Source organism: Fulvivirga sp. M361 (assembly GCF_007097395.1).
Classification (GTDB): Bacteria; Bacteroidota; Bacteroidia; order Cytophagales; family Cyclobacteriaceae; genus Fulvivirga.
The window spans coordinates 79,520-95,103 of the sequence record NZ_VKDC01000013.1 but is presented as its reverse complement, the minus strand read 5'-3'; the positions used below and the strand labels follow the sequence as shown (position 1 = coordinate 95,103).

9 protein-coding genes are annotated in these 15,584 nt (G+C 40.6%); 7 read left to right on the top strand and 2 right to left on the bottom strand.

The window, feature by feature from the left end; genetic code table 11:
* The first annotated feature begins 71 nt into the window (after nt 1–71).
* The 5 genes from FNH22_RS15810 (at nt 72) to FNH22_RS15790 (ending at nt 8,126) form a co-directional block, all read left to right on the top strand.
* Complete coding sequence (locus FNH22_RS15810) at nt 72–2,936, top strand: glycoside hydrolase family 2 TIM barrel-domain containing protein (protein ID WP_143399382.1); 2,865 nt, start codon at nt 72–74, stop codon at nt 2,934–2,936.
* A gap of 142 nt (nt 2,937–3,078) precedes the next feature.
* Nucleotides 3,079–3,309, top strand: a complete 231-nt coding sequence (locus FNH22_RS15805; RefSeq protein WP_143399381.1) for a hypothetical protein — start codon at nt 3,079–3,081, stop codon at nt 3,307–3,309.
* A gap of 5 nt (nt 3,310–3,314) precedes the next feature.
* On the top strand, nt 3,315–4,910 hold the full coding sequence (locus FNH22_RS15800; RefSeq protein WP_143399380.1) for a sulfatase: 1,596 nt from the start codon (nt 3,315–3,317) through the stop codon (nt 4,908–4,910).
* 10 nt (nt 4,911–4,920) lie between these two features.
* Complete coding sequence (locus FNH22_RS15795) at nt 4,921–5,559, top strand: hypothetical protein (RefSeq protein WP_143399379.1); 639 nt, start codon at nt 4,921–4,923, stop codon at nt 5,557–5,559.
* Nucleotides 5,526–8,126 (top strand): glycoside hydrolase family 2 TIM barrel-domain containing protein, encoded by a 2,601-nt coding sequence (locus FNH22_RS15790; protein WP_221420284.1) that lies wholly within the window; start codon nt 5,526–5,528, stop codon nt 8,124–8,126. Before FNH22_RS15795 ends, FNH22_RS15790 begins: the two co-directional genes overlap by 34 nt.
* Nucleotides 8,127–8,229: 103 nt before the next feature.
* On the opposite strand, the gene FNH22_RS15785 is transcribed toward FNH22_RS15790, so the two are convergent.
* Together FNH22_RS15785 and FNH22_RS15780 are read right to left on the bottom strand one after the other, a co-directional pair.
* Nucleotides 8,230–10,461, bottom strand: coding sequence for a right-handed parallel beta-helix repeat-containing protein (locus FNH22_RS15785; protein WP_185154250.1), 2,232 nt, complete (start codon nt 10,459–10,461; stop codon nt 8,230–8,232).
* A 332-nt stretch (nt 10,462–10,793) separates the two neighbouring features.
* On the bottom strand, nt 10,794–11,207 hold the full coding sequence (locus tag FNH22_RS15780) for a response regulator (RefSeq protein WP_143399377.1): 414 nt from the start codon (nt 11,205–11,207) through the stop codon (nt 10,794–10,796).
* A 280-nt stretch (nt 11,208–11,487) separates the two neighbouring features.
* Here FNH22_RS15780 and FNH22_RS15775 point away from each other — a divergent pair, with 280 nt between their 5' ends.
* Both FNH22_RS15775 and FNH22_RS15770 read left to right on the top strand, forming a co-directional pair.
* Nucleotides 11,488–12,378 (top strand): hypothetical protein, encoded by an 891-nt coding sequence (locus tag FNH22_RS15775; RefSeq protein ID WP_143399376.1) that lies wholly within the window; start codon nt 11,488–11,490, stop codon nt 12,376–12,378.
* A 103-nt stretch (nt 12,379–12,481) separates the two neighbouring features.
* The gene (locus FNH22_RS15770; RefSeq protein ID WP_143399375.1) at nt 12,482–15,541 is read left to right on the top strand and encodes an ATP-binding cassette domain-containing protein; all 3,060 of its coding nucleotides are present in this window, start codon (nt 12,482–12,484) and stop codon (nt 15,539–15,541) included.
* The last annotated feature ends 43 nt before the right edge of the window (nt 15,542–15,584 follow it).

Below are 15,584 nucleotides of genomic sequence, written 5' to 3'. Positions count from 1 at the left end.
ATTGCATTTCGTAAGAAGTGGCAGAACAAATGGTATAAACTCAAATCAAAAAATAAAGAAGCACCTGTCAAATGCGTAACACTGAACGAATTGTATGCATCATTCTCGTCCTTTTTGGCTTCCTGAATGCCAAAGCTCAGTTACCTGAAGGCTATCCGGACACACACCGAAAAAAACAGAACATAAACCTGAACTGGAAATTTGCCAAGGACAACGGAAACATAAAGCCTGTTGCCGTTGACTTTGATGATAGCCAGTGGGAAACTGTCGCTATCCCTCATAACCCTGACCCCATTTCGCTACTGATAGATGGAGTTACTGAAAATTGGATCCAACCGACCTATATGCGTGACGTGAGTTGGTATCGAAAACAGATCACCATCGACCTGGCCGAAGATGAAAAAACGTTCATTGAATTTGAAGGTGTTCACAATAAAACTGAGCTGTGGATCAATGGTCAGCTTGCAGGCAAACAGGATATAGGTGGTTATATTCCGTTTCATTTTGATATTACAGATTTTGTAAGGCCGGGAGAAACACATACGCTGGTAATAAAAGCGGATAATACACAAGACCCAACTATTCCTCCTGATCCGCACAGAACAGACTATTTAAAGTTTGGTGGTGTTTACCGGGATGTTTATCTGGTCACGACCCATAAACTTCATGTAAACTTCAACTGGGAAGATTTCGACGCCGGTGTCCACATAACCACGCCCTCGGTAAAAAAAAGAAACGGTACCGTTTCAGTAAAGACCACTGTCGTAAACGAGTTTGACCAAGCGCAAGAATGCCAGGTAACTACCAAAATAATAGATGCAGATGGGTTCGTACTTAAGACGATGAAAAGTACGTATACGATACCTGCTAATCAAAAGTACACCTACCGCCAAACCACTGGGATAACAGAAAATTTCAACTTATGGTCACCTGATGACCCTTATCTATATCGCGCTGTCTCTTTCATATACAAAGGTGATAAGCTCGTTGATTTTGTTGACAACAGGTTCGGATTCCGGTGGTTTGAACTGATTGATGGTAAAGGGTTCATGTTAAATGGTGAACCCTTTTTTATGATTGGTTTAAATCGTCACCAAAATTTTCCTCATATCGGTGATGCTGTCCCTAACTCTCTTCACTATGAAGAAGCATTACGTTACAAAGAAGCCGGGATAAACACCATTCGACTATCCCATTATCCACAAGATGACGCATTTATTGAGGCCTGCGATGAGTTAGGCATTATGCTGTACGAAGAGCCGGCCACATGGATAGAATGGGAAGAAGGAGAATGGATGAATAAACTGACCCAGGCTTTAAGAGTCACTATCAGACATCATCGCAACCACCCTTCTATCATCATCTGGGGAGCAGGTATAAATCACAGAGGCCCTGTACCACAATTACAATATGCTGCAAAAGAAGAAGACCCTTTCCGTCTTACGGCAAGTGCCTCAAGTCCCTGGAATGGAATTTTGAACGCAGGACTGACTGACATATACGCCACTATGGATTATCGCTCTACCGACTGGCCGGAAGGAGACTTTTGTATGGTAATGGAACATGGGTGTTCTCCAAATTCAGAAACCAATCAATACCATATTTCAAGGTACAAAAAAAGAAAGAACAACATAGGTGCTCTCGCATGGGTAGGTGCCGACTATAATCACTTACAACCGGAATGGAAACCCAGGGCTAAACTTACGGACTACGGTATTCTAACTGCCTATCGCCACAAAAGGCCTTCATACTATTGGTACCATTCGGAATTGACTTCTGGCCCTACTGTTCATATAGCGAACGAAACAGCTTCAAAAGATGGAAAAATACGTGTATTCAGCAATGCTCCTAAAGTAGCACTTTACGCTAATGAACAATTGATAGCCATTCAATCACCAGATAATCTACAGGAAAAACGACATGTGGATCATCCATCTTTTACATTTTACTACCCCTGGACCAGCGAGAAACTTAAGGCAGTAGCACTTAATAGGGGAACTGTTGTTGCCACACATACGCGTACAAAGCAAAGTGCACCGTATGCACTGAAAATGGAAGTGGATTATCCTGAAACAGCACTGGTAAGTGGTGGTTCTGACATTAAAATGATCAGGGCATACATAGTAGATAAAGCCGGAGAAGTAGTAACCGATGCCACCAATAAAGTTCATTTTGAGGTCAGCGGAGAAGGTCAGTTGGTTTATGGGCATAAGGACTACATCAAACAAATGGAACCCCTTGAGGGAGTTGCCACAGTCTATCTTCGGGGAACAGTCAATCCCGGGACTATTACAATAAAGGCAACCTCACCGAAATTAAAAGCCGGCTCACTTAAACTATCATCTGTTACTCATAAGAGTAATGAAATTGAGAAAGCGGCTAAGGCCATCTATGATCATCCCATACATCGGATAGATATAGGAAGTGAAAAGCAGTTCGTGGAGTTTGACTGGAAAGCCTGGACATTAAAGGATGCCGACAATATTACGTATACCACGAGTGACAATATTACGTTCTCTCTTTCTGCCGATAGCACCATTGCCTGGGCAGAAGGGGAACCCGTTATGATGGGAAATTTGTCTTTCATGGGAGCCGACGGCGCTTACGTATTTAACAACCCATTACAACTTTCCATCACCGGGCTTAAACCAGGAACGTATGTTCTGGAAACCTTTCACCATACCAGGGAGCATGAAAAACAATTTCCATATGCTATAGCAACGGAAATAAAGAGCACATTACAAAGTACTTCTTTCGTATCGGACCATCATATTGTGGATCACTATGATGCCAAAAACACCCGGGAGCGTGCCCCACTCTCTGTAGTAAATATTCTCCAAAGTAATGGTAAAGATACTATTAAGGTCACCTTTAACACAAACAAAGACGATTCTTACACCTGGCTCAACGGCATTATATTGAAACGGACAAAATAAGACCATCCACTGCTATGAATAGATATCTCAAACTGAACAGAATTTCATGAATACGCTGGCTCTTGCATACAAAGGCCTATTTACTAACACTTTAGCACTGTCTACTCAGGACCAACTATCAGTAGTCTTAACATAAAAAAGTGTGAAGCAACCTACAAAAGCACGATACGGATGGAATAACCAGACAAATGCTTCTCGCTTCAATAAAGATGGACTGTCAGCGTCTGTGCCACGACAGGTAAGGATAATGATCAGTACTTCCGGCATAACCACTGTCGTGCTTCGTCATCGTTGTGATGATGAGGCTCGAGTAAGAGGCAATTTCCTGATCTTGAGATTTAAAAAATTAATCCCACTGAAATCAAGAGTATAGAACCCATGACAAGAAAAATTCTAATCGGATTGACCATTCTGCTCTGTCAACATAACTGGAGCGATGCAAACGGCCAGACTACCCAACCCAATATCATTTTCATCATGTCTGATGATCACACATCGCAGGCCATTGGCGCTTACGGAGGGCGGTTAAAAAGGTTGAATCCAACTCCTAACATTGATAAATTGGCCGCCAATGGCATACGATTTGAAAATGCTTTCTGTACAAATGCCATATGCACCCCCAGCAGGGCAAATATCATCAGTGGGCAATACTCTCAGACTAATGGGGTATTGGACCTGGACAGTCATCTGGATACAGACAAGCAGTATTTACCACAAGAGCTGAAAAAATTAGGATATTCAACAGCTATGGTCGGCAAATGGCATTTGGCCAACGAGCCCATTCATTTCGATTATTACAAAGTGCTTCCCGGTCAGGGGAAATATTTCAACCCTACTTTCAGGGAAAAAGGTCAGGGCAAATGGCCGACAAACGTAGTGACATCAAAAGGTCACTCCTCCGATGTGATTACAGATGTATCCATTGATTACCTGAAAAAGTTGGATAAAACAAAACCGTTTTTCCTGATGCACCATTATAAAGCGCCTCATGATATGTTCGAGTATGCACCACGCTATGAAGATTATTTAAAAGATGTTGAGATCCCTGAGCCTGCAAGCATGTACAACCAACCGTATTTCGGATCAGAAGGCACACGTGGGAAAAATGACAGCCTTTTAAGCTACATCGGCACCTCCGTATCCCCCAGGAACAAACAAGCTAACAGCAAAAGTAATTATGCCAATTTATTCTTTGGAGAAATTAATGATCCAAAACTTCAAACTCATCTCGCCTATCAAAAGTATTTAAAAGATTACCTGCGCTGTGTAAAAGGTGTGGACGATAATCTGGGCCGGTTATTTGATTATCTGAAAGAAGCCGGGCTTTGGGAAAATACCGTGATCATATACACCGGAGACCAGGGGATGATGCTTGGAGAACATGATTACATTGATAAACGATGGATGTATGATGAGTCCATGCGTATGCCTTTCGTTATGCATTGCCCTAACATCATCAATAAAAACATGGTAAGTGATCTATTGATCAATAATACAGATTATGCTCCTACCATGATCGAATTAGCCGGTGGAAACACGCCTGACTATATGCAAGGCAAGAGCTTTATCAATACATTGAAGGGCAAGCCTGAGGAAAACTGGCGCGAAGCCACGTATTATCGGTACTGGATGCACGTTATACATCATTACGTTCCTGCTCATTTTGGTATACGCACGAAAGATCACAAACTGATCTTCTACTATGGAAAACACTACTTACCACAAGAGCAGTTCAAAGAGCACTATTGGGCTACTGAGTATAAAGGGATCGAAAATGAAACCCCACATACATGGGAGTTCTATGACCTGAAGAATGACCCGGAAGAGCTTCACAACAGGTATAATGATCCTGATTTCAAAGAAGTCATCCGCCAGCTTCAGGCAGAATTGAAAAAACAACGTATGGAGCTGAATGAAACGGACAGAGATTATCCGTTCATTCAGGCTATCGTAGACAAGCATTGGGAAGATTAATGGGGCAAAAATGGAATTGAACGCACGTAGTCAAAAAGTAGAAGCTGAAGATAACTGCACCGTAGAAATTGAAAAACAGGCTACAGGTATGACATTTAACTTACTTTCAGGCGCCCTCCCCCTTCCGACCAAGCCGGACCTGCGTAAGAAAACAGATCTTATCCCTTTTCAACAAGAGTTAAACCAGGAACAGCTCACTATTAAAAAGCTTGCTAAAGGAAGCTATAAACTATTTATAGACGACAGGGAAGTCGGATCGTTTACTCATCGGGCATTAAAAGCCGGTATCAACTTATCTGCCTATTCCACTACTCCTCAATATCAACAGGCGGAGCATATCTCAGAATTATGCTTTGAATATAAGAAAGTGCAAAATGAGATCCGCACGATCTATTTCATTGAGTACAGAATGCTGCAGAACTATGACGGGCCAAATACCATAGCTGGTAAGAGGGCATATTTAGACTGGCAGCTTGAAAAACAGAAAGGCAAAAGTTACTACAACTGGAATGTTAAAAACTGCAACCGGTATTTTGAAGTGCTTCCAAATGAACAGAAACTCTGGAAAGAGTTAGAGGTTATCAGAGAAAAAATATATACCTCTAATACTCCTCAATGGCATACTTTCAAATTGAAGAAAATATCATAAAAGACCCATTTGCTATGATTACGCATAATAATATAGACTTCGGAAAGCTGGTGCTTTCCGCAATGATAGGCTTAATAGCATGGGGCTGTAACACAAAAGCACAGCCCGACCTAAGAGTAACAGAGGATTTTAATTTCGGGTGGAAATTTCATCACGGCCCAGTGGAAAATGCATACCAAACAGATTTTTCGGATAAGGATTGGCAAGAAATAAGGCTACCTCACGATTGGAGCGTAACCTCTGCCTTTACGCAGGAAAATACAGCGGGTGCTACAGCATTTTTACCCGGAGGCATCGGCTGGTACCGTAAGACCTTTTCCATGCCCTCAAATGCTGCAAACAAGATCACCTGGATCGAATTTGATGGTGTCTATTCAAATGCTGAAGTATGGATCAATGGAACGTATTTAGGAAAACGGCCTTATGGATATATCCCCTTCAAATATGATCTGACCCCATACCTTAAATACGGTAGCTCCAATCAAATTGCAGTAAAAGCAGACCGTTCTGCCTACATTGACTGTCGTTGGTACCCCGGTTCAGGGATCTATCGAAATGTGAAACTGGTCACAACGAATAAAATCCATATTCCTCAATGGGGAGTATTTGTGACCACACCGAAAGTAACCGACGATAACGCCACTATTGCTATACAAACAGACCTTAAAAATCAACTTAAAAACAAAAAAACAGTGACAGTAAGTACCTTCATCTATTACGATAATGTGAAGGTAGGTCATGTGCAAAACGAAATAAACCTGCCCCCTGGCAGCCTGGAAAAATTAAGGCAAGAAGTAACCATTAGTAACCCAAGACATTGGGACACTGAAAACCCCAATATGTATGAAGTAGTTTCGGAAATTTTGTTTAACAAGGAATTGGTGGATAGAAAGGAAACCCCATTCGGTATACGGCATTTCCACTTTGATAAGGAGGAAGGTTTTTTCTTAAACGGAAAAAACACACTTATCCAAGGAGTATGCCTGCATCATGACGGAGGTTTGGTTGGTAGTGCAGTACCTATCGGTGTATGGGAACGCAGGCTGCAAACTTTAAAAGACGGCGGATGCAACGCCATTCGCACCGCTCATAATCCGCCTTCTGAAGAGTTTCTGGACCTCTGTGATCGTATGGGATTTTTAGTACAGGATGAAGCTTTTGACGAGTGGAACAATCCAAAAGATAAACATCATAACTATAATCAACAAAAAGCAGACCCGCTGACCAACGGCTATACAGAGCATTTTTCGGAATGGTCGGAACGAGATGTGAAAAATATGGTATTGCGTGACCGTAACCATCCGTCCATTATTATGTGGAGCATTGGCAACGAAATTGAATGGACATACCCCAGATATGGAAGTTCGACAGGCTATTGGGGTAGTAATAAAGTAGGTAATGTAGACTACTATTGGGATGAACCTCCATTAAGCATAGCAAAGATCAAAAAGAACTTCAGCGATGCTGAACCAGGCCAATACAATCTGGCGGAAACAGCTAAAAGCCTTGTCAATTGGGTCAAACAAGTGGATGATACCCGTCCGGTTACCGCCAACCTTGTAATCCCCTCAGTAGGTAATTTCTCTGGCTATTCAAATGTACTGGACATAGTTGGCCTGAGTTATCGGCAGGCGGTGTATGATTACGTGCATCAAAACTACCCTGAAATGACCTTTATTGGAACGGAAAACTGGACCCGCTATCATGAATGGAAACCCGTAATCGAAAAGAAGTTCATTTCAGGAATATTTCTGTGGACAGGCATCAACTATATGGGCGAATCAAAAAGTTGGCCGAAGAAAGGTAGCGGAAGCGGTTTATTGGACTTCGCAGGATTCAAGAAACCCTCTTACCATATGTTTAAGGCGCTATGGTCAGATGAACCTCATGTATATGTTACCACACAATTGTTAGAGAAATCACCTTACCAATGGGACCCAAAAGCAGAACGGCTCATGGAAAAAGAAGAAAATTGGGCTGCACGTCAAAAATGGGGATGGCAAGAGGTCAATGAACATTGGAATTATGAGCAAGGAGAAAATATAGCAGTAGAAGTATATACCAATCAACCTGAGGTGGAACTGTTTTTGAATGGAAAATCGCTTGGAATTCAAAAGCTTGAAGACCAGAACGATCATATTCTGAAATGGTTGGTACCTTATACGGATGGTCAGCTGACCGCAAGAGCAATGGAACAGGCCCAGGTGGAAGCATCGATCCAAACAGCCGGTGCGTTTAACCAACTCTTAATTAAATCGGATAAAACGTCACTTTCGGCAAATGCACGTGATGTAGCGCACTTTACGGTACAATTAGCAGACAAACAAGGTAATCCGATACAGCATACCGATCGAGAAGTGATATTTCATATAAAGGGTGATGTAAAATTACTGGGAGTAGACAATGGAGCCCCTGCCAATGTACAAAAGTATCAAAACGATAGGTTAACCACTTCCAGCGGCAGAGCGTTGATGATACTACAGGCTAACTTAAACCCATCTAAGGTTGAAGTGATGGCAACCAGCGGAAATGTAGAGAGTGAAACCATTAAGCTAACAGTGCAATAACCGATCAATATTACCGGATGTTTGTTCTAAGGACTTTGCTTTTATAAAATAAAAAAGACTACCTCAAAAATTGAAGCAGCCTTTTTTTCAAAACCTGTGTGGTTTACTTTTTAATAAATTTCTGGATTTCAAAACTTTCATCAGCAAATTTAATTTCTATCAGGTATACTCCCGGTTTTAATGAAGAAGTATTAAAGGAATAATCATTGTCTATCAGCGCTAAACTCTGTTTTCCCTGAAGGTCCAGTATCCGGATAAGATCGATTTTCTTATTGGTGGTAATATTCAATTGATTATCTACAGGGTTGGGATAAACATTACTGTATTTAGTAACTGCCCCTGAAATAGATGCCACAACAGGACAACCAAATTCATCCACTGTTTCACCTTGAGGTGTATCCGGGCATTGATCATTTTCATTAGTAACACCATCCTCATCCAGGTCATTCAAGTCTTTAACACAATCCTCACCGGGTAAACCATAGCACCCCTGAGCCGTTGGACCGAGTCTTGGGTTCCAATCTATTCCCGCCTGCCAAAATTCACCCTCAAATTCATACGCACCAATGTCCGGGGCATTGCCCTTGAAACCATCTGTTATACCAGGTATCTCCCTTCCCTGATCAATGATCGATGTGCTTCCTGCTTTAAGGCGAAAATCACCTTCACTACTATTCACGAATGGATCTGACTCAAACACATGGTTATTCTGTTTGTCAGACTGAGGCTCCCAATTGTCCTGATCTCCCAGGTTATTCCATACATTAACTTCGGAAAAGGCAGTACCTGCTTTATGCCATGCCCCCATAACCTCAGAGTTATTTAAAAGTGTATTGTTATAAATATCAAGGCCCTTGGCATCCCAGTTAATCTGTATTCCTGCCCATTCCGTATTCCAAATCACATTGTGATGCACACTAAAGTCTTCCGGGTCAACATCTAAATAAATCCCGGTAGCTTTAAATTTGTCGCCCCTTGATGCTATATCATGAAACCAGTTGTGATGTATTTCCGAACCTTGCGGACCTCCAACCGTGTAAAAAGTACCGCAGTCATCAGCAATCAAATTACTTTTATATACATCGTTATAAGCTACTTCAGCGCGTTTTGCATTGAAGTTGATACCATCACGTCCACCATTAAAAATAGTGTTCCCTATTACTTTACTATCATCCGCAAATCGCACGACTAAGGGCGCATCATAAGAACCTAAATAATTAAAGTCATGAATATAACAGTTCCTCAACTCATTAAAACTGCCCGCCATCCTGACTCCGGTCGCTGCACTGAATGCTATTTCACATTTTTCGATCACATTCCTTTCCCCATTAACCTCTACACTGGGTTTGTTGGCATTAAATCCTGTAAAGATCCCTTGTGTATGATTACCATAAAAAGAGGATAAACCAAACAGAACATTATCGGTAGAACCCGGTGTTTTTACCTCAATAGCTCCTCCGAATACCGCAAGGTTCCTTACTTCGATAAAACTGCGATCGTTTAAGTCAATGGCCACTCTTCTTCTTCGCATTCTTACCATGCCATCCTCCGGTGCGTTACCTTCCGGCAATTGCACAAACAATTCCTTTGTACGCGGGTCGTACCACCATTCGTTCTGATAGTCCAACGCTCCTTTTACACCTTCAAGATAAAAGTCACCTATGTCTTGCGGAGCATGCACTGTCCGTATCCAGGTAGGATTCTTGTTTAATGTAAATTCTACTCTACCAGCGGAACTACCTGTTATAAAAGCCTTCCAGGCTATCCATCCGGCGCCCGGTTTATCACCGTAAAAAAAGACCGATCCACCGGACCAATCTATGCTGCCGGGAATTTCGGAAGAGGTTAAAAAAGCACCTGAAACGACATCAGGAGCACTTCCTCCTGTATTTCTTATGGAGTTCAATGTAAAAGGCTTACCATCTACATTATTGGGCCATCGGGCCAGGTCTAAGGCAACGTCGCCATTCATTACAAAATTCTCTTGGCCCAGTGATGGAAAATCTATAGTTGTCTTGTAAACAGCCCCTGCATCCTGCGTCCAGCCGCTAAGGGACTGCATAGCAGAAATTATAACTTTCTCGCCGTCCTTGGCTTGAAATACAATAGGATTACCTGTAGTACCTGAATTCGCCGGTTTCAACGTTTCCTCATAGGTACCTGCTCCTATAGAAACTATATCCCCTGCTACAGCAACACTCGCCGCTTTACTAATAGTCAAATAAGGACTGGATTCTGACCCATCATTTGCATCACTCCCATCTTTACTTACAAAAATAGTCTGGGCCAATACTGAATTGCCCACTAACAAAAAAATCCAAATCAAACTCCGCATAGTATACCCTTTATTCATATAAATTTATTTAAGTTGTCAGAGCCACTGCTTTAGAAGTCAATCACTCTTGTTCAATATTCAAAACAAATATAGCGCTAGACCAAATGTCAGCAGGGTGGTAAATATTGACGAATCCCGGGGGTAAATGTATTAGTGTAGGGTAGAAATACCCTGCAGATCATTGAAGAATGATATAATTATCCCCTATTCTTTCGGGTATAGCTTTGATTGGCAACACATTGAGATAGTCTTATCCGGGATTGGAGCCGGATCAACAGCAAGTTGTGGGAATTCCATTGTTCTAATGGAAATAATTGGAACCTCGTATAGCATCAAACGGAGGCAGTATTGATTTTTTCCCGAATCAATTGCAATTTTTCTTCATTCAGGGGTTTCGACAAAAAATGAAGTACATCAGAGTTCAGCTCTACCTTATCCTTGTCATTGGGGTTATTGGAACTTGTGAGTATGACCACTGAAACACTATTGATGATATTATTCGAAAGATCTGAGAATTCATTCAAAAAATCGAACCCATCTCGTACAGGCATGTTAAGATCCAGAAATATAAGTTGAGGCAGAGTTTCTTTTTCAGCCTTCTTTAAGTATTCCAATGCTTCTTTTACAGAAGTAACACCGATCGTCTCTTTGGAAAAATTATTAAACTCGATAACCTTTTTGTTAATAAAAAGGTCGATATCATTATCATCTACTAATAACACAATATCAGCACATGTATCTACCATTCAAACCAGCTAATAAGCGTTTTATAAAGTGCAACTATCACAGACATCTAGCGATTATAACCATTTCCAAAAAAATAGTTATAATGCTTTAGCAAGAAATTTCAACATTACAGGAATAATGCAAATCTATACTACTAAGTGACAAACAAATTTCAGGGTTAAAGTGTTTAATAAATCTTTAGACTACAGTATGTAGTGAATTCAAAAATAATTTTCTATTATTTTTATCGCCGAGAAAAATATATTAAAATTGAAAAAATTTAATCTAATAAGAAAAACTATGCATTACAGGTCTCTGAGATTAGTATCTCTCTTTTTGCTATTGGCTGTTTTTTATTCATGCGGCACCAAGTCAACGGAAGAACAGACTGACGCATCTGAGGAGTTTACAGAGGCGGAAGAGAAGATTAAAGAGCAAATTCAGGAAGTTGTTTATGATATTCCGTCGCCATCGGAAATTCCCTTTTTATTAGAGGCTACCGGTGCGGAGTTCAACGAGTCCCTGGTCAATGATATCAATAAAGTGGATAATTATTCTTCCCGAAATGACAATGCTGCTTTAAATCTGGGGGTATATGCTACTGACATTGGTTATTTAGTATCCTATGATAAAGTCCAGGAAGCTTTAACTTTTATGACTTCCTCTAAAAAGTTAGCTGACAACTTAGGTGTCACAGGATCTTTCGATACCGAACTGATCAAAAGGTTTGAAGCTAATCTATCCAGAAAGGATTCGTTAGCCTACCTCTTGAATGAAGCCGTCAATACTACAGAAAACTATCTTAAGGATGATAACCGCAATAAGTTAGCCGCCCTGATCATATCCGGAAGTTTTGTAGAAGGTCTGTATATTTCTACCTCCCTGATCGCTTCTTATCCGGACAATATCCTGCCGAAAGATAGTCGTAACCTGGTATTGACACCGCTGATACGTGTTGTGTTGGAACAAGAAAAATCCGTTAAGGACCTGATTATTTTATTAGAAAATATTGAACAGACAGATCCTGTTACAGGTCTTATAAGTGACTTGAAAGGGTTAAGCGCTAAGTACGAATCACTTAATATTGAAGAGCAGATCCAGAACAACAGAGCTGATCTTGTATTATCAGATGCAACCCTGTCAGAAATCACAGAAGAAGTAGCTGAAATAAGGGCACGAATCACGAAGTAACAAAAAAAGATTTTAATGAAAAGGAGCGAATTAAATATCGCTCCTTTTTTTATTTGTTCAATAGGCTATATTTATAGGCTAATGCCGCGAAACTTATGAATGTATGAGCGAACCTTTACTTAGAGCCATTATTGAACTTTTTGCGATTGTGGCTAAAGAAGATGAAGTAACAACGCAAGAGAAAGAGCAAATTGAAAGCTTCTTACTTGACCACTTAAATAAAAACTCCGTACAAGATTATTTAAATCAATTTGACGAGTATAGTGAAACAATTATACCTTCAAATAGTGCAGACACGATAGAAGAGCAGCAGCAGATTGAGAAAATCTGTAATAGAATTAATTTAGAGCTTACTCAAAAACAAAAGGTTGTCATCATCATCGAACTTGTAAGTATTATACTTGCAGACGGTCACATTTCCAAACGTGAGAAAGAGCTGGTCAAGTCCATTGGTGAAGCTTTTAACATTTCAGAAAATAAAGTACAACTCATAGAGTACTTTATTAAGGCCAAAACGCCTGAAGACCTGAACTTTCCTGAATTTTTGATCATTGATGGACATGAGTATGATACACCAACTTTTAAACATCTAAAACGTGACGAGCTGCATGGTCACATTTTTATCCTGCACTTTTCAAAAGTCGATGCCTATTTCATCAAATATATGGGCCCAGCAGATGTATACCTTAATGGGGTCCCTTTAAAGTCGGGGAAAAAGGCAGTATTCGCCATAGGCTCCACCATACGTTCCGATAAGGTCCAACCTATTTACTACGGTGATGTTATTGCACAATTTATTAAAAATAATGATGCAAAACCCATCACTTTTGAAGCCAAAAACCTGTCTTTTCGTTTTAAAAACGGAAAGTTGGGGTTGAGAGACATCTGCATTTCAGAAAAATCCGGCAATCTCATCGGTTTAATGGGCGCTTCCGGGGCTGGAAAATCGACATTACTTCATGTGTTGAATGGAAGTGACAACCCCTCAGAAGGGCAAGTCTTGATCAATGGAATTGATATACACCATGAAACACAAAAAGTGGAAGGTGTCATTGGCTTCGTGCCGCAGGATGATCTGCTCATTGAAGAACTTACCGTTTACCAAAACCTGTATTACGCGGCGAAACTATGTTTTGATCACCTTTCCAACGGGGAAATAGAAACACTAGTACTCAAAACACTAGATAACCTTGGGCTGTCGGAGACGAAAGACCTAAGGGTAGGGTCACCATTAGATAAAACCATTAGTGGCGGTCAGCGCAAGCGCCTTAACATTGGTTTGGAACTTCTGAGAGAGCCAAGTGTATTGTTCGTGGATGAACCTACTTCCGGTCTGTCTTCCAGGGATTCTGAGAATATTATGGACCTATTAAAGGAACTGTCTTTAAAGGGGAAACTAATATTCGTGGTTATTCATCAACCTTCTTCAGACATCTTTAAAATGTTTGACAAGCTTGTCATATTGGATACCGGTGGATACCAGATCTATTATGGGAACCCTGTCGAAGCCGTGGTATACTTCAAAGAAACTATTAACCTTATCAATAGTGAGGAAGGTGAGTGCCTTGAGTGTGGCAATGTAAACCCGGAACAAATATTTAACATCATCGAAACCCGGGTGATCAACGAATACGGTAATTTCACCAATGAAAGAAAAATATCACCTGAACAGTGGAATCAGCGGTTTGTATCCAATAACAGGATCAAAAAAATTAAACCTGTTTCTGAAGCGCCACATTCTACGCTTAACATCCCCAGCAGATTAAAACAATTACAGTTATTTTCTGCAAGAGATATTTTTTCCAAACTCAGCAATAAACAATACCTCTTTATTAACTTATTGGAGGCACCTGTGCTGGCCTTTATCCTGTCTTACATCGTAAGGTACTATAATACACACAACACAGTAGATGTCGGTTATTCCTTTAATCACAACCTAAACATCCCTGCTTACCTGTTTATGAGCGTCATTGTCGCTCTGTTCATGGGACTAACCGTAAGTGCAGAAGAGATCATCCGGGACCGTAAGATATTAAAAAGAGAGGCCTTCCTCCATCTTAGCCGAAGTAGTTACATTCTTTCCAAGATACTCATTCTTTTCACGCTTTCTGCTATCCAGACACTGACCTTTGTATTAATCGGAAATACTATCCTGGAAATCCATGATATGGTCTTTGCTCATTGGATGATACTTTTCTCCGTGTCTTGCATGGCCAATACCCTCGGGCTCAATATATCCTCGGCGTTCAATTCTGCAGTAACCATTTACATCCTGATACCTATCCTGTTAATACCTCAACTTGTTTTAAGCGGTGTAGTGGTGAAATTTGACAAACTGAACCCTGACTTGAGCAATACGGGAAAAGTACCATTGGTAGGGGATTTCATGACATCACGATGGGCATTTGAAGCTGCCATGGTAACTCAGTTTAAGGATAACGAGTATGAGGATATATTCTATACCTATGAAAAGATAATGGCTGATGCAGACTATAAAAAGATCTATTATCTGCCCACCTTAAAATCCAAATTAGAATATAATCTCAATAACCTCAGGAGTAAAGACGAAGAAAAGGAAGCGGTGATGAAACAAAACCTGAGCTTGCTCAGACGTGAAATAGGCCGAGAATTGGATCAGTTAGGCAAAATACCGTTTGATGAGTTGGAAAGCCTGACCATCGAGCGGTTTGACTCGACAGTCTATCGTAAAACATACGACTTCCTGGAACAGCTAAGAGCATTTTACTCTAACAGGTATAATAAAGCGGATAACGCCAAAGAAACCATTATCCGTGACCTTACGGATACCGATGAAAAAAGGACAGCATTTGAAAAATACAAAGCTAAATATCGTAATGAGTCCATTGCTGAAATAGTAATGAATAAAAATGAGCCTCATCGTATCGTTGAAAAAGGAGATGAATTGGTTCAGATGATTTTTTCTATTTACAAGAACCCGGACCCTGACCATATCTTAGATTACAGGGAACAGTTCTATGTTCCAAAAAAGCATTTTCTTGGCTTTGAATTCAGCACTTTTACTTTCAATCTAATGGTGATCTGGTCCATGTCCCTTCTGTTAAGCATTACGCTTTACTTTGATTTACTGAGAAAAATAGTAGATGGACTTGAGAAAGTGTTTAGTAGTATAAAAGGGAATTGATCGTTTTGACATCTTCATAAAACCAGATCCTGAGATATGTAGG